16 protein-coding genes are annotated in these 16094 nt (G+C 68.7%); 5 read left to right on the forward strand and 11 right to left on the reverse strand.

Features of this window, described 5'->3' with window-relative positions:
- Nucleotides 1-79: 79 nt before the first annotated feature.
- From panC to ftsH, 9 genes are all read right to left on the reverse strand, one after another.
- Complete coding sequence (gene panC / locus NF4_RS01320) at nt 80-1045, reverse strand: pantoate--beta-alanine ligase (protein ID WP_063125472.1); 966 nt, start codon at nt 1043-1045, stop codon at nt 80-82.
- 189 nt (nt 1046-1234) lie between these two features.
- Nucleotides 1235-2182, reverse strand: coding sequence for a Rossmann-like and DUF2520 domain-containing protein (locus NF4_RS01325; RefSeq protein ID WP_439956713.1), 948 nt, complete (start codon nt 2180-2182; stop codon nt 1235-1237).
- 117 nt (nt 2183-2299) lie between these two features.
- Nucleotides 2300-3442 carry a DUF6779 domain-containing protein gene (locus tag NF4_RS01330; protein ID WP_157119874.1) on the reverse strand — a complete coding sequence of 381 codons (1143 nt, stop codon included), beginning with the start codon at nt 3440-3442 and terminating at the stop codon, nt 2300-2302.
- A gap of 72 nt (nt 3443-3514) precedes the next feature.
- Entirely contained in the window at nt 3515-3991 is a 477-nt protein-coding gene (locus tag NF4_RS01335; protein ID WP_063125475.1) for a DUF3180 domain-containing protein, read from the reverse strand.
- Nucleotides 3992-4189: 198 nt separating this feature from the next.
- Nucleotides 4190-4735, reverse strand: a complete 546-nt coding sequence (gene folK / locus NF4_RS01340; RefSeq protein ID WP_063125500.1) for a 2-amino-4-hydroxy-6-hydroxymethyldihydropteridine diphosphokinase — start codon at nt 4733-4735, stop codon at nt 4190-4192.
- Nucleotides 4732-5124, reverse strand: a complete 393-nt coding sequence (folB, locus tag NF4_RS01345) for a dihydroneopterin aldolase (protein ID WP_063125476.1) — start codon at nt 5122-5124, stop codon at nt 4732-4734. Before folB ends, folK begins: the two co-directional genes overlap by 4 nt.
- On the reverse strand, nt 5121-5939 hold the full coding sequence (gene folP, locus NF4_RS01350) for a dihydropteroate synthase (protein WP_063125501.1): 819 nt from the start codon (nt 5937-5939) through the stop codon (nt 5121-5123). The genes folB and folP overlap by 4 nt, the downstream gene beginning before the upstream one ends.
- Nucleotides 5940-6031: 92 nt before the next feature.
- Nucleotides 6032-6703 carry a GTP cyclohydrolase I FolE gene (gene folE, locus NF4_RS01355; protein ID WP_063125477.1) on the reverse strand — a complete coding sequence of 224 codons (672 nt, stop codon included), beginning with the start codon at nt 6701-6703 and terminating at the stop codon, nt 6032-6034.
- Between the two features lie 76 nt (nt 6704-6779).
- Complete coding sequence (ftsH, locus tag NF4_RS01360; protein WP_063125478.1) at nt 6780-9143, reverse strand: ATP-dependent zinc metalloprotease FtsH; 2364 nt, start codon at nt 9141-9143, stop codon at nt 6780-6782.
- Between the two features lie 329 nt (nt 9144-9472).
- Between ftsH and NF4_RS01365 the strand changes: the two genes are divergently transcribed.
- The gene (locus NF4_RS01365) at nt 9473-10438 is read left to right on the forward strand and encodes a hypothetical protein (protein ID WP_063125479.1); all 966 of its coding nucleotides are present in this window, start codon (nt 9473-9475) and stop codon (nt 10436-10438) included.
- 208 nt (nt 10439-10646) lie between these two features.
- Here the strand turns inward: NF4_RS01365 and NF4_RS01370 are convergent, their stop codons facing one another.
- The gene (locus NF4_RS01370) at nt 10647-11114 is read right to left on the reverse strand and encodes an RrF2 family transcriptional regulator (RefSeq protein WP_063125502.1); all 468 of its coding nucleotides are present in this window, start codon (nt 11112-11114) and stop codon (nt 10647-10649) included.
- Nucleotides 11115-11202: 88 nt separating this feature from the next.
- Between NF4_RS01370 and NF4_RS01375 the strand changes: the two genes are divergently transcribed.
- The gene (locus tag NF4_RS01375; protein WP_232330262.1) at nt 11203-11952 is read left to right on the forward strand and encodes an SDR family oxidoreductase; all 750 of its coding nucleotides are present in this window, start codon (nt 11203-11205) and stop codon (nt 11950-11952) included.
- Nucleotides 11953-12008: 56 nt separating this feature from the next.
- Here NF4_RS01375 and NF4_RS01380 read toward each other — a convergent pair whose 3' ends face one another.
- Nucleotides 12009-12824 carry a DUF1266 domain-containing protein gene (locus NF4_RS01380; protein ID WP_063125480.1) on the reverse strand — a complete coding sequence of 272 codons (816 nt, stop codon included), beginning with the start codon at nt 12822-12824 and terminating at the stop codon, nt 12009-12011.
- 104 nt (nt 12825-12928) lie between these two features.
- On the opposite strand from NF4_RS01380, the gene NF4_RS01385 reads away from it, so the two are divergent.
- The 3 genes from NF4_RS01385 (at nt 12929) to NF4_RS01395 (ending at nt 15731) form a co-directional block, all read left to right on the forward strand.
- The gene (locus NF4_RS01385; protein WP_030524159.1) at nt 12929-13183 is read left to right on the forward strand and encodes a DUF2277 domain-containing protein; all 255 of its coding nucleotides are present in this window, start codon (nt 12929-12931) and stop codon (nt 13181-13183) included.
- 123 nt (nt 13184-13306) lie between these two features.
- Complete coding sequence (locus NF4_RS01390) at nt 13307-14905, forward strand: aldehyde dehydrogenase family protein (RefSeq protein ID WP_439956714.1); 1599 nt, start codon at nt 13307-13309, stop codon at nt 14903-14905.
- Nucleotides 14895-15731, forward strand: coding sequence for an SDR family oxidoreductase (locus tag NF4_RS01395; RefSeq protein ID WP_063125481.1), 837 nt, complete (start codon nt 14895-14897; stop codon nt 15729-15731). The genes NF4_RS01390 and NF4_RS01395 overlap by 11 nt, the downstream gene beginning before the upstream one ends.
- Nucleotides 15732-16094: the final 363 nt, after the last annotated feature.

Genomic DNA, 16094 nt, shown 5'->3' on the forward strand with positions numbered 1-16094 from the left:
ACCACGGATGCCGACCACTCGGAGGAGACGAAAGGTGTGAACGGACGTGCGCGTCGACCGGATCGGGCGGACAGCGGGTTCACTGTGGTCTCGTCCCGTTCGGGCTGCTCGGCAGCGGCTGCCGAGGTTCCGGGGTCACGAGGTCGGCGTCCGGGTGGCCGTCGAGCCGGGCTCCCAATCGGACGGGGGCGTTGTCGATCAGCCGGGTGGTGCCGACGCGGGCCGCGACGAGCAGCCGGGCGTTGCCGGATTCCGGGGCGGGGCCCAGGTCGGCGGCGCGCAGTTCGAGGTAGTCGAGTTCGATCTCCGGAGCGGCGGCCAGAACCGCGTGCGCGGCCTCCAGTACCGCGTCCGCGCCGGCCGCCCCGGACCGCGCGCCGGCCAGTAGCGCGGCGGACAGCGTGGTCGCGAGTTCGCGCCGGCCGGGATCGAGGTAGCGGTTGCGTGAGGAGAGCGCCAGGCCGTCGGATTCGCGCACGGTCGGCACCGCCACGATCTTCACGTCGAAGTTCAGGTCGCGGACCATCTGGCGGATCAGCGTGAGTTGCTGGTAGTCCTTCTCACCGAAGAATGCCTCGTGTGGGCGCACGATCTGCAGCAGTTTGGCCACCACGGTGAGCATCCCGGCGAAATGGGTCGGCCGGGAGGCGCCCTCGAGGTCGGCGCCGGCCGGTCCGGGCTGCACGGTCGTCCGTGGGCCCTCCGGATACATATCCGCCACGCTCGGCGCGAAGACCAGGGCCACTCCCTCGCCGCGCAGCAACTCCACGTCGGCGTCGAGGGTGCGGGGGTAGCTGTCCAGGTCCTCGCCGGCGCCGAACTGCAGCGGGTTGACGAAGATGGACACCACCACGATCTGGTTGGTCCGCTTGGCGCGGCGCACCAGTTCGAGATGGCCTTCGTGCAGGGCGCCCATGGTGGGCACCAGGCCGACGGTGCGCCCGCTGCCGCGCAGCGCGCGAACGACTTTGCCGAGCACGGCCGGATCGTGCTGCACGGTGAGTTCGCCGGCGCGGTACGCACCGCGCAGGGCCGGGTCCGTCATAGAGCCTCCTTCGAAGCCGGTACCTGGGATCCATGGAGACCGCAGCGAGGGCGGAGATCGACTTCCCCCGACAGCAGCACCCGGGGTCGGCGGAGACCGCAGCGAAGGCGGAGGTGCCGTCTCATTCGACCTCTCCCGACAGCAGCACCCGGGGTCGGCGGAGACCGCAGCGAAGGCGGAGGTATCGCCTCATTGATGGTCCTCCAACAGCTCGCGTAGTTCGGCGGGGGCCTGCGCCCGTTCGGCGGTACGCCGCGACAGGGCCCGGTACCCGGCGGCGATCTCGGGATCCGCCGCCGTGAGAGCCTCGAGGTGCGCGACGACGGCCGCGGTGTCGCCGCGGGCCACCGGACCGGTGAGCGCCGCCTGGCCACGGCGCAGCGCATTGTCCAGGGCGGCGGAGGCCAGCGGGGCGAGCAGGCGTTCCGGCAGGCCGCCGGGCTGATCGTCGACCGTCTGCTGGCCCAGCAGACCGGGTCCGGCCAGCGCCTGGCGCAGCGCCTCCACCGCGTCCAATACCAGCGTGACGAGATGATTGCTGCCGTGCGCGAGCGCGGCGTGATAGAGCGTGCGGTGTTCCTCGGCCACCCGGACCGGTTCGCCGCCCATTTCGATCACCAGCGACTGCGCGATGGCATAGCCGATCTCGTCGGCGGCGGTGATCCCGAAGCAGGCGTTGGCCAGGCGGGACAGGTCTTCGTCGTGGCCGGTGAAGGTCATCGCGGGATGCACGGCCAGCGGAAGCGCACCGGCTTCCCGCAGCGGGGCCAGCACACCGATGCCGTTGGCTCCGGAGGTGTGGGCCACGATCGTGCCGGGACGTACCGTGCCCGAACTCGCCAGGCCGCGGACCAGACCGGCCAGTTCGGCGTCCGGGACGGCCAGGATCAGCAGTTCGCTGCGGGCTGCGACCTCCTCGACCGGGAGGATCTGCGATTCGGGCAGCCGGGACCGCGCGCGGCGCACCGAAGCGTCGGAGATCGCGGCGACGCCGAACACCACATGTCCGGCGCGCTCGAGCGCGGCGCCGAGGGCTGATCCCACACGTCCCGCCGAGACGATGCCTACCGTCAGTCGTGCGGGCGCTGGATCACCACTCGCGGCCGGATTGCCAGGAGTCACGCGTGGCGAGGTCAACAGTGTCCTCTCGAAGTCGTTCCAGTCCCGCGCTGCGGGTACCGGACGTTACGAGTCGAGGATAGGGCCGGCTCCGGCCGATGCGCTATGGGCGCCCCGGGTGATATATGCCGCACTTCAGGAGCTGCGCTGCTCCTCTTCCTGACGCAGGTTGGCCATGATCTCGGCGACCGACAGCCGCCGGTTCCCGGCGGCGTCGGACTGGGTGCGGCGGCGCCGGGAGTTCGCCGAACGGGGGAACAATTTGCCCGCCGCGGACGCGGCCGGTTCTCGGGCATCTCCGTCGAGCGCCGTGCCGTCGACGACGGGCTCGGCCGATTCGGCGGCTACGGCGGGTGCGGGCACGGCGGCCACCGGCGGGCGGGAGTCCGGGGCCTCCCTGTCCGGCGCGGGCGGACCGTAGCAGGGTTCGTCGCGCAGCAGCGGGCTGTAGCGGTCGTCGCCGGTGTCCGGTTCGTCGTACACCTCGGTGAAGGCGTCGGCCCAGCTCGGCCCGGAGATTTCGGAATTGGGCGGCCCGTAGGGCGGATCGTCGTCGAGGCGGACGATCGCCGTTTCCGCGGTGACCGGCGCGTCGTCGGGGCTCGCGAACCGCGGCCGGCCCGGGTGGTCGGTTTCGTACACCGGGGTCACTGCCTTGCGTTCACCGGTGTCGCTCGCCGATTCGGCGGCCCCGGCTTCGGTATCGACCCAGCCGTCCGCGGCATACGACCAGCTCGCGGCGGCGTTCGCCCAGGCGTCCACGGCCCGCCGCTCACCTTCGTCGGGCCCTTGCCAGCCGGGTGCCAGCCCCGGCCGGTCCGCGGCGCCGGGCAACTCCTGGAGACGGAAGGCGGACGCGCGCAGCGCGGGCCGCTCCTCCGGCAGGTCTCCGTCGAAGAGTCGCTCCAGCTGCCGCCGCAGCACCGTCAGTTCGGCACGCAGCGCCGCCATTTCCGTCGCGTCGGCACCCAGTTCGGAACGCACCCGCGATTCGACGCCGAGTTCGTGTTCGCGGCGGGCACTGATCTCACGCTCGAGTTCCAGTTCGTAGATACGGCGCAGATCACGCATTTTCGCCTGGTACCGGCCGGCCGCCCAGGCGCCCAGTACCGCCGCCCACAGCGCCACCACCAACCCGACCCGAATGAATTGCAGACTGTCGCTCAGAACGAGAAATACGCTGGCCACCAGACCCAGTAGAACGAGTGCGCCGAGGAAGAGCTTGCCCACATCTTCCCGGCCGCGCGCGGAAGTACTACTGCGGGACGGTGAAACCATGACCGCAAGGGTAGCCGCGATATTCGTCGTCGCCCAGGTCGGAAAGGGCGGGATCGATCACGGCGATCCGGCCTACGACGGCGCCGGATCGTCGGTCGGATCGTCGGGGGCCCGGCAGCAGTATTCGAGCCACAGAGCGGCCACGGCAAGGGCGATACCGGCACCGCATCCGATGAGCGCGCCCGGATAGTCCGCGTCGGCCGCCCGCAGATCCCCGCGCTGCGGGAAGATCCACAGCAGGAATCCGAGCCACACTCCGGCCACCAGCGATCCCACCTGGGCCGAGGCCTTCGCCAGCGCGAGAGCCCGGGCGACGGTGATCGGGTGCAGCTGGCGTGAATCGGCGCCGATCTGACTGTTGCTCACCCGGGTCCGGATATAGAAGCCCAGGGCGGCCTCCAGAATCGCGACCGGGTACAGCGAGGCGCCGGCGACGGTTGAGATCGGCGGGAAACTCGCGTAGGTCAGCCGTGTCGCCACCCATGCGATCACCGCCGCGATCAGGACGTTGGCCAGCAATTCCCGGATGCGGGTGGGTTTGAGCTTCATCTCCCCGCCATCGCCGTCCCCGCCGCGACCGCCGCCGGTATCCCTACGACCACCCCCAAGACTCATCGAACGCCCCTCGAAGCAGGCACATGCGGTCCGCGGAGGCCGCAGCGAAGGCGGAGGTATCGCATCATTGGACGCCCCTCGAAGCAGGCACACGCGATCCGCGGAGGCCGCAGCGAAGGCGGAGGTATCGCATCATTGGACGCCCCTCGAAGCGGGTAGGAGTGTCAATTCCGTGCGCCGCACACCGTCGCGTTCGGCGGGGTCCAGCTCCGCCAGTAGTTCGCGCACACTGCGTTCGGTCCCGTCGACGGCCAAGGACGCGTCGGGCTCCACATCGAGCCAGGGAATCAGGACGAATGCGCGATGGTGCGCCTGCGGGTGCGGCAGGGTGAGTTCGGGGTCGGTGCTGCGCAGGGCACCGAGTCCGGAGCCGGCCCGCTCGGCGCAGGAGACGATGTCCACGTCGAGGGTCCGGGCACCCCAGCGCACCGCCCGCTCGCGCCCGGCGGCCTGTTCCAACTGCTGTCCGTGCCGGAGCCACGCACGACAGTCGTAGTCCGGGTCCTCGGCCACCAGCACAGCATTGAGGAAATCATCCTGCTCCACCCCGCCCCACGGTGCGGTGGTGTACACGGGTGATACGGCACGCACCCGCGCACCGAGCCCGGTGACGACACTGCGCAGCAGTTCGAGCCGATCCCCCATATTCGAACCGATCGAGAGCACGGCACGCGTCACGGCGACCACTGCTCCCGGCGGCCCGCGGTGACGACCCGCACATCGGCGAAGTTGTGCGGGATGGGCGCGGCCGGTTTGTGCAGCACCACCTCGACATCGGCGACACCGGGCACTTCGCGTACCCGGTCGGCGATTTCGGTGGCGACGGTTTCGATGAGATTCCGCGGCGGACCCGCCACGATCCGCACGGCCAGCTCCGCGAGCGCGCCGTAGTCGACGGTATGCGTGAGATCGTCGGTGGCCGCCGCGGCGCCGAAATCCGACCAGACGGTGAGGTCCACCACGAATTCCTGCCCGTCGCGGCGTTCGTGCTCGAAAACTCCGTGCCGGCCGAAAACCCGCAACCCCCGCAGCTCGATCCGGTCCGGGCCGGGTGCCGGTGCGCTCACCGCGGTGCTCCCGGCTTTTGCGCGCGACGCCAGGCCTCGGTCACGGCGAGGGCGTCCTGCGACCCACGCACATCGTGGACCCGGACGCCCCAGGCGCCGTGCCAGGCCGCGAGCGCGGAAACGGTGGCGGTGGCGGTCTCCCGGCCGGCGGGCGGGCGCGGGCCGTCACCGTCGGCCAGCAGCGACCCCAGGAACCGTTTGCGCGAGGCGCCGATCAGCACCGGGAATCCGTCGGCGACGAACCGGTCCAGGGCTGCCAGCAGCGCCCAGTTGTGCTCCGCGGTCTTCGCGAATCCGAGACCGGGATCCAGGATGATCCGGGCGGGATCGACACCCGCGTCGATCGCGTGCCGCACCTGTACCCCCAGCTCGGAACGTACCTCGGCCACCACATCGTCATAGTGGTCGGCCGGCCCGGTGTGCCGGTAGTCCGACGCGGCCCGCCAGTGCATGAGGATCCACGGGATACCGGCGGCGGCGACGACCGCGGCCATCGCCGGGTCGGCGCGGCCGCCGGAGACATCATTGATCACCGTCACCCCGGCCGCGACGGCTGCTTCGGCAACCCGGGCCCGCATGGTGTCGACGCTGGTCGGTATCCCGGCCGCGACCAGCCCACGCAGCACCGGCACCACCCGGTCGACCTCGGTCTCCACCTCGACGCGCACGGCGCCGGGCCGGGTCGACTCACCGCCGACGTCGATGATGTCAGCGCCCATCTCGTAGAGCCGGATACCGTGCTCGATCGCCCGCTGCGGATCGAGATAGCGGCCGCCATCGGAGAAGGAATCGCTGGTCACGTTGACCACGCCCATCACGACACAGGAGCGGCCCGGACGTGGCTCCACGCCGGGACGCGGCCGCACCCCGGTGAGGGTCGGTACCGCCACGGCCGTGCGCTGGTCGCTCACTTGCGCAGGATCAGGTCGAGGGCCTCGGCGCGCGAGGCCGAGCTGGTCTGCAGGATCCCGCGGACGGCCGAGGTGGTGGTGCTGGCGCCGGGTTTCCGGATACCGCGCATGGCCATGCACAGATGTTCGGCCTCGACCACCACGATCGCGCCGCGCGGATCCAGTTTCCGCATGACCGCGTCGGCGATCTGGCTGGTGAGCCGCTCCTGCACCTGAGGGCGTTTGGCGTAGAGGTCGACCAGCCGCGCCAGTTTGGACAGCCCGGTCACCCGGCCGTGCGGGCCCGGGATATATCCGACATGGGCGACGCCGTGAAACGACACGAGGTGATGCTCACAGGTCGAGTACATCGGGATATCGCGCACCAGGACGAGTTCCTGATGCTCCTCGTCGAAGGTGGTGTTGAGGACCGCGTCCGGTTCCACGTACAGCCCCGCGAACATTTCCCGATAAGCGCGGGCCACGCGGGCGGGGGTATCGAGCAACCCCGGCCGGTCCGGGTTCTCGCCGACCGCGAGGAGCAACTCGCGCACCGCCGCCTCGGCTCGCGGCTGATCGAAGCGTCTACCGGTGTGCAGCGCGACCAGCTCCGCGGCGGGATCGCCGCTCTCGCCCAGCTCGGCGGGGATATCGGCCGTGTAGCCGTTGGTCTGCTGATCGGTCGACATTCGAGGACACCTCCACATCTCGGGCCCGGCAGTACACACCGGGCGCCGAACCCCTCCGAGCGTAATCGGCGCCGGTTTACTGCCGACCGTTCGGGCTGTCCCAGGAGTGCGGGCCACCATGTCCGGAATCCTCACCGGAGCCGTAACCGGATTCGTCGGGCCCGCGGTCGTGCCCGGGCTTGTGATCGGGATGCGAGTACCGGGGCTGTTCCTGCCCACCGCCGTAGCCGCGGTCGGCAGGCGGGACCTGCGGTTCCTCGCGCGGCGGCCACCCGGGCGCCGACCAGCCGGCGGGGGCGCCGTAGTCCGGCCGGGAGCCGTGTGTGGCACCGCGGGGATAACTGGGCGCGGGCTGCGCCGGTGCCGGGTAGCCGCTGGGCGGCTGGCCGTAACCGGGCTGCTGGACCGCGCCACCGGGGAATCCCGCGGGCTGCGGCACGCTTCCGGCGGGCGCCGGGTCGCGCGGGTCGATACCGGCGGGGACGGCGGGTTGCGGAGGCCACGGTTCGCCGCGTTCGGCGGCGAGCTCACCCGGGGTCTTGACCGGCGGTTTGTCCGAGGGCACACGATCGCCGAAATCGTTGAACGCGGTGATCCGGGGCCGCTTCTGCACCGCGCCGAGAAGGGTTTCCAGATCCTTGCGGTGCAGGGTTTCGCGTTCGAGCAGCGCCATCGCCAGATCGTCGAGCACATCACGGTACTCGCTGAGGATCGCCCACGCTTCGGTGTGCGCGGCCTCGATGAGGTTGCGGACCTCGATGTCGATGGCGCCGGCGACCTCGTGCGAGTAGTCCGAGGAGGTACCCATGGAGCGACCTAGGAAGGGATCACCCTGTTCCTGGCCGTACCGCACGGCGCCGAGCCGGGCGCTCATGCCGTATTCGGTGACCATCGCGCGGGAGATCTTGGTCGCCTGGTCGATATCGGAGGAGGCCCCGGTGGTCGGCTCGTGGAAGACCAGTTCCTCCGCGGCGCGCCCGCCCATGGCCATGACCAGGCGGGCGATCATCTCGGAACGGGTCATCAGGCCCTTGTCGTCCTCGGGCACCGTCATCGCGTGCCCGCCGGTACGGCCGCGGGCCAGGATCGTCACCTTGTAGACCGGTTCGATATCGGGCATCGCCCAGGCGGCCAGCGCGTGGCCGCCCTCGTGGTAGGCGGTGATCTTCTTCTCGTGTTCGCTGATGATCCGGCTCTTGCGGCGCGGACCGCCGATCACCCGGTCGACCGACTCCTCGAGCGCGTCACCGGTGATGGTGGAGCCGTTCTCCCGCGCGGTGAGCAGGGCGGCCTCGTTGATGACATTGGCCAGGTCGGCGCCCGACATACCGACGGTGCGCTTGGCCAGACCGTCGAGATCGGCTTCCGAGGAGATCGGTTTGCCCTGCGAGTGGACCCGCAGGATGGCGCGACGGCCGGCCAGGTCGGGATTACTGACCGGGATCTGCCGGTCGAACCGGCCGGGCCGCAGCAGGGCGGGGTCGAGGATATCGGGGCGGTTGGTCGCGGCGATCAGGATGATGCCGGTGCGATCGCCGAAGCCGTCCATCTCGACCAGCAACTGGTTGAGGGTCTGTTCGCGTTCGTCGTGACCGCCGCCGAGTCCGGCGCCGCGCTGACGGCCGACCGCGTCGATCTCGTCGACGAAGATGATGCAGGGGCTGTTCTGCTTGGCCTGCTCGAAGAGGTCGCGGACGCGGGAGGCACCGACACCGACGAACATCTCCACGAAATCGGAGCCGGAGATCGTGAAGAACGGTACGCCCGCCTCACCGGCCACGGCACGCGCGAGCAGCGTTTTCCCGGTGCCGGGCGGGCCGTAGAGCAGGACGCCCTTCGGGATCTTGGCGCCCAGGGCCTGGTAGCGCACCGGATTCTGCAGGAAGTCCTTGATCTCGTAGAGCTCTTCGACCGCTTCGTCCGCGCCGGCGACATCGGCGAACGTGGTCTTGGGCATATCCTTCGACAGCTGTTTGGCCTTGGATTTCCCGAAGCCCATCATGCCGCCGCGGCCGCCCCCCTGCATACGCGACATCACGAAGATGAACAGGCCGAGCAGGATCACCATGGGCAGCACGAACAGCAGGATCTGGGTGAGCCAGCTCTCCTGTTTGACCACCGTGTTGTAAGGGGCGCCCGAATCTTGAACGGCCTTGAAGATCTGGGCCGAGGTATCGCTGCCGCCGGGATACTTTGCGATGATCTTGTCGTGGCCCTGGGTGGCGTCGTTCCCATTTTTCAGTTCGATCCGCAATTGCTGTTCGCGGTCATCGATCTGAACGTGGGCGACGTTCTCCTTGTCGGTGAGCTGGCTGATGGCCACCGACGTGTCGACGCTCTGCCAGCCGCGGGTGTCGTTGCCGAAGTAACTGAACAGATAGATCACGAGCAGAATGCCCGCGATTATCGCCAGGGTACGAAACACTGTCTTGCGGTTCATAGAGCGTCGGCCGGGCGGCCAGTCCTTTCAGGCGTCTCCGCGTTTTGCCTAGCGATGCGTCGCTCTCGGGCGGCGCAACCCGCATCCGTTTCCGCCCGGTGGGCGGATTCGGGTGCGGACATGCCACGTTACCGCGTACGGTCTAGTCGATACATCGCGCTTCCTGACTCGTCGCAAGCCAGTAGTTCGGCTGGTGATGCAGTTCAAGAGGTAAACGGCCGGAAAACCACGGTGGTTCCCGGGGTCGTGTTCTGTGATATCTCGTAGTGATCACAATCATGGCACGCATGTTGGACCGATGATGATCGCGTACGACCCGAGCAGGGGGTATGGACATAGTCGAGTTACGAACACCCACAGCGATCGTGCGGCACGGCGAAGGGCGATTGGTCGTCCTGCGTCCCGGTGCCGACGGCGAATCCGAGAGCGACGGCGAGCGAGTCCTCGACGTCGCGGTGACCGACCTACTGGAGGTGCGACTCAGCCGGCGAGCCGACGACGCGGTGGTCATCGAGATATATCTGCGCTATCCGACCCCCGTGCTGGTCGGCGTTCCGGCCGATCGGACACCGCTGCCCGTGCTGATCGCCGAACACGATGTACCGGCGGCCGCCGGCATCGTCGCCCGCATCAACGACCAGATCCTGGCCGCGCAGCGGATCGATATCGCCGCTCCCGAGCTGATCGCGCCGCCCACCGAACAGACCGAGCACGGGCCGGTACGCGCCGATGTGGAGCGGGCGGTACGCCGGATGTCGGCGACCGGGCGGGGCGAGGCCGCGGTGGCCGATCTGGCCGGTTACGTCACCCCCGACGAATACGTGCTGGAAACCGCGAGTGTCGTCGCGCACCCGCCGGTGGGCGACGACGACCCCTGCCTGCTCACCGTGACCACGACGCGGCTGCTGCTGGTCTCGCTCGGCACCGGCGACGCATATGCTCGCGAACTGCCGATCCCCGTCATCATGCGGGCCCGCGCCACCGAGGAGGCGGTCTCGGTGGTGCAGGACGTCCGGGTGCGGGACCGCCGTCCCCTGGTGGAAGTACACGACGGCAATACGACGATGTACTTCACCGCGATGGATCGCGCCGATTCCGAACGGCTGGCCACCGCGATCAACTTCGCCGTGCGGCTGGTCGCCGTGGACGGCGCGGCCGGTCCCGCCGATCCCAGCGTCGCGCATCTGTACTCGGAATGGGAACTTTTGGTGGAGCGGCATTCCCTGGGAATGGTCGACGACACCCAGTTCCAGCGCTACGGCCGCGGGATTCTCCGCTCCCTTCCGGGTATCTGAACCAAGCCCGGCCGGGCCCATCGACCGGGCGGATCCATCGACCGCGCGAACGCCTCAGGGGTATCGGATGGCCCGCCGCCACGCGGCCGTACGATATCCGTGGCTTGCGCCGGCGGCCGATCCAGGCGGACTACCCGCCACCGCTCGGGGCATCACCGGCCGAGTCGGCACGGCCGTACCCGACGAGCCGGGTCGAACCGGCACCGGTTCACCCCACCAGGCGCCGGCGGGTCCGCTCCGGAGCCCACTCCGGTAATTCGGCGACGAGACCGGCCAGTGAGGTGGCGGCCAGACTCGCCCGCCAGGCCTCGTGCGCCTCGGCCATCTTCACGGCGAGGATGCACGGCTCGCGGCATTCCTCCGCAGGTAGTCCGCCGCGACCCTGTTGACGTATTTCGCGACATTCGTAGGGCGAGGCGCCGCCGTCCACCGCCTCGACGATCTGCAGCAGCGTGATCTCTCGGGCGGGCCGGGCCAGCCGGAACCCACCTCGGGGACCGGTGGTGGCGCTCAGCAGGCCGGCCCGGACCAGAGCCTGGAGCTGTTTGGCGAGGTAGGGCGCCGGCAGATCGAAGTACTGGGCCAGCTGCGCCGCCGACGCGGTAGTTCCCGGTTCGAGCTGTGCCAGCGAGGTGGCGCAGTGCAACAGCCATTCGGTACTCACCGGCAACTTCATGCCCATGATTCTATCCAAGACATTGCGGATCTATTTAGTCCGAGATATTGTTTCGGCAGCATTGGACCACCGCTGGAGGAGACTGCCCATGACCATGCGAATCGCCGTCGCCGGCGCCACCGGCAATATCGGCACTCTCACCGTCGAGGCGTTGCGAGCCGCCGGTCACGAGGTCGTCCGCATCAGCCGCTCACTCGGCGTCGACCTGCGCACCGGCGCGGGATTGGACGCCGCCCTCACCGGCGTCGATGCCGTGGTGGACGCCACCAGCGTCGAAAGCACCGACCGCGACGAGGTCGTCGACTATCTCGGTAGCACCACCGGCAACCTGCTGGCGGCCGAGCAACACGCCGGAGTGGGACACCACGTGCTGCTGTCCATCGTCGGCATCGACCGAGTGGAGGGCAACGCGCACTACGCCGGGAAGCGCGAGCAGGAACGTCTGGTGGAGCAGGGAAAAGTGCCGTGGACGATCGTCGCGGCGACCCAATTCCACGATTTCGCCGCGACCGTCACCGGCTGGACCGAACAGGACGGCGTCGCCACCCTCGCGCCGCTGCTCGTTCAGCCGATCGCCCCGGCCGATGTCGCCGATATCCTCGCCGAGGTCGCGACCGGCGCGCCGCAGGGCCGCTATCGAGATATCGCGGGACCGGAACCGCAGGACCTGGTCGATATGGCCCGCCGCACCAACGACGCGCGGGGACGCTCGGTCCGGCTGGTGCCGACCTGGTCGTCATTGTTCGGGCCGGAAATGGCCGGGAACACGCTGCTGCCCGCCGAGAACGCACGAATCGCCCCGACGACCTTCGACGAGTGGCTGGCCACCCAGAGCTAGCTCTCGGGGGCCGGCCGCAGCGGCGGCAGTAGCCGGAGCGGCCGACGCATTCCGGGCTACACCAAACCGATGCGGCGCCACGGGCTGGTCGGGCGGAGCCACAGGCGCATCAGTTCCAGGCGGCGGTCGACGCCACCGTCTTTCAGTTCCGCCAGGTCCTCACAGGCCTGCCAATAGGTCCAGCCGGTGAGGTAGGCGTCGCCGAACTGCCGCCAGTTGCGGTACTTGCGCTGGGCCAGCGGAAGCGCCCGGCCCAGGTAATCCCACGCGACATCGGCTTCGATGTAACCGGCGGTGTAGGACATCCGCGCCACGGCGACCACCCGCGCCAGATCCCAGGCGTGGATATCGGCCGGCAGGGGACGCGACAGATGGTCGGTGAAACCGATTTTGATCGCCTGGGACCAGATGTCGTAGTCGCGGACCAGTGCCTCGGAATTGTCGATACCGCGGAACGAGGCGACCTGCCGTAGGAAGGCGCGGTGCCGATCGGCGCGTTCGCCGAACCGGTCGCGTTCGCTGGCATTCAGCGAGGCGGTCACCAAGGGATGCACCAGCGCGTAGAGCGGGGCGTGCATACCCTCGAGCAGTTGTTCCATGGACGCGCGCGCCTCGGTGCCGTCGGTGATACCCCAGGCCCCGGTGAGGGTGTCGATGGCCAGCTCACGCCGGTCGCCGAGCGGGTGGTCGCGTTCGGGCCCCAGCAGCAGCGCGTCGTGGAATGCGTCCCACCGCGCCGAGTAGAAGGCGCCCAGTGACAACGCGCGCAGGCGATCGTCGTCGATCTGCGCGCCGGACCAGTGGTCCTCCTCGCGCTTGTCGAGCTCCGGATAGGGAAAGGGGGTCGGCGTGGGCAATCCGGCAGCAGCCATACTGTGAGTCTAGGACGCGCGGGCCCCGGCCGGTCCGGGCAAACGTATTTTCACATTTGTTCCTTGGCCTGTCACGGGCTGTGTTCCAGCGCTAATGTGCATTCATGTGTAGAAACATCACCGTCTTGCGAGGTCTGGAGCCCGCCGCTACCGAGCAGGAGATCTATGCCGCCGCACTGCAGTACGTGCGCAAGGTCGGTGGCCTGTCCGGGTTGAGTTCGGCCACCAAACCCGCCGTGGACAAAGCCGTCGCCGCCGTCGCCGCGGCCACCACCGAACTGCTCGCCGAATTACCCGACCGCCGGGTGCCCCCGGCAACCGAGCCGCCACTGCGCCGGTTGGCTCGCGAATCCCAATAGATCCCGGCATCGGACACCGCGACCGGGCGCGGTGTCTCGCACAGTGTGTCACGATCGATCCGGTGAGCTGATTCACAATGATCGGCCCCAGCGGTTCCGAGCACGACGCAGTGGGAGAACGCAGTGACCAAAACCGAATCGGGACAACCCGACGCCACGGTGAAAACCGTGGACCCGCCTCCGGACTCGGAGATCCGAGTCCTTAATCCCGCCACCGGCGAGGTGGTCGGCTCGGTACCGGATATGTCGGCCGAGCAGGTCGTCGCGGCCATCGCCGAGTTGCGCGAACACCAGCGCGCATGGCAGGCCATCGGCGCCGACGAACGCAAGGAATGGCTGCTCAAACTCCAGGACTGGATCATCGACAACACCGAGGTGCTGGCCGACGTCCTACAGTCCGAGACAGGTAAACCGCGGGTCGATTCGCTCATCGACCCGATCTTCGGCAGTGACCTCATCGGCTATTACGCGCGCCGCGCCGCCAAATTCCTCGCCGACGAACATCCCGCCCCGCACAGTCCGCTGGCCCGGGTGAAACGGCTGACCACGGTATTCGAGCCGTATCCGGTGGTCGGTGTGATCACACCGTGGAACTTCCCGCTGGCCATGCCGCTGCTCGATGTGATCCCGGCGCTCGCCGCCGGCGCCGCGGTGATCTTGAAACCCTCCGAGGTGACTCCCCTTTCCGCGCTCGAACTCGCCCGCGGCTGGGCCGAGATCGGCGCTCCCCCGGTGCTCTCCGTCGTCACCGGCGCGGGCGCCACCGGCGCGGCGGTGGTCGAGCACGCCGACTACATCCAGTTCACCGGCTCCACCGCGACCGGGCGCCGGATCGCGGCGGCCTGCGCCGCCCGGATGGTCCCCTACAGCCTGGAACTGGGCGGCAAGGACCCGGCCATCGTGCTGGCCGACGCCGATCTCGACCGCGCCGCCCACGGCATCGCCTTCGGCGGCATGTTCAATTCCGGACAGGTCTGCATCTCGGTCGAGCGGGTCTATGTGGAGGAGCCCGTCTACGACGAGTTCGTCGCCAAACTGACCGCCAACGTCAAGTCCCTGCGACAGGGCCGCGACGATCGCACGCCCCGCAACGATGTCGGCGCCATGGCCAACGAGAGTCAGGTCGGCATCGTCGCGCGGCATATCGACGAAGCGGTAGCGGCCGGCGCGAAGGTTTTGACCGGTGGCAAACGGACGGGTGTGGGCACCTTCTTCGAACCCACCGTGCTGGTGGACGTCGACCACACCATGTCGTGTATCACCGAGGAAACCTTCGGGCCCACGTTGCCCGTCATGAAGGTGGCCGACGAGGCCGAGGCCATCCGGTTGGCGAACGACTCCGCGTACGGGTTGTCCGCGACGGTGTGGACGGGAGACAAGGCACGCGGCGAACGAGTCGCCCGGGCGCTGCAGGCGGGCGCGGTCAATATCAACGACGTTTTCGCCAACCTGTTCAATTTCGCGCTGCCGATGGGCGGCTGGGGCGATTCCGGTGTCGGCGCCCGATGGGGTGGTCCGAACGGGGTGCGCAAGTACTGCCGGGCCAAGGCGATCACCACGCCGATACTGCCCACCCAGGAACGCGAACTCACCTGGATGCCGTATGACCTCAACAAGATCCTGATCGGGCTCGGCGCCATGCGCGCGGCCGGAGCGCGCGGTATGCGCCGGATCGATATTCCCGCGCTGCTGCGACTCAAGGGGGAGAACCGTGGCGAGTAGGACCGAATCCATCCGCGGCAAAGTCGTCGTCATCACCGGAGGCGCCCGCGGTATCGGCCTGGCCACCGCTATCGCCCTGGAGAAGCTGGGCGCCAAGATCGCGATCGGCGACATCGACGAGAAGACCGTCAAGGAATCGGGCACCGACCACGATTTCGACTACTACGGCCGGCTCGACGTGACCGATATCCAGTCCTTCACCACATTCCTCGACGATGTGGAACGCGAGATCGGGCCGATCGATGTCCTGATCAACAATGCGGGCATCATGCCGACCGGGCGGCTGGTCGAGGAAACCGATCAGATCACCCGGCGGATCCTGGATATCAATGTCTACGGCGTGATCCTGGGGTCCAAGATCGCGCTGGCCCGCATGCTCGCCCGCGGCAGCGGCCACATCATCAATATCGCGTCGCTGGCCGGCGAAACGCATATTCCGGGTCTGGCAACCTACAACGCCTCCAAACACGCGGTGCTCGGTTTCACCGACACCCTGCGCGAGGAGTACCGCGGCACCGGTGTGGCCTTCTCGTCGGTGCTGCCGACGCTCACCCGGACCGAACTCGGTTCCGGGGTGGCGGCGCCGAAGGGCCTGCCCGCGGCGGAACCGGAGGATATCGCGGCGGCAGTGGTCCGGCTGATCGCCAAACCCCGGTCCAAGGCTCGGGTCACCCGGGCGGCGGGCGCCATGTCGGTGTTCGTGAACCTGCTGCCGCAGTCGGTGGGTGACGCTCTGGGGCGGTCGCTGGGGTCGGCCCAGACCTTCCTCGACGATGTGAACGCCGAGGAGCGCAAGGCCTACGAGGAGCGGGTCCGGGGCAGCTGAACCGGAGGCCGCTGTCACCGCGCCGCGGTCCGTCACCGGACGGGCCGCGGCGCACCGCTATGGACCCATCGAGACCCCACCGAAACCCTATTGTGATCAATGTCACTTGACGTTCATAGTCGATCATACGGTGGCGCGAAATCGTTTCGCCCGACCGCCTCCGGGCCGCACCGGAGCTCCATAGGCCGAGGTGACAGCACGCACTGGACGAACAGCCCTACCACGGCAAACGCGCCGGATTTTACGTCGTATCGCCCGGCGATACCCCGCCGTCGGCGATACGAGAAACTCATGATGCACATCACCGCGCCACCCCATAAGCTGTCACTAACAAACCTGCTGACTGTTTCGGGCCCGATATGC

It is taken from the genome of Nocardia fusca NBRC 14340 (assembly GCF_001618425.1).
GTDB lineage: Bacteria > Actinomycetota > Actinomycetes > Mycobacteriales > Mycobacteriaceae > Nocardia > Nocardia fusca.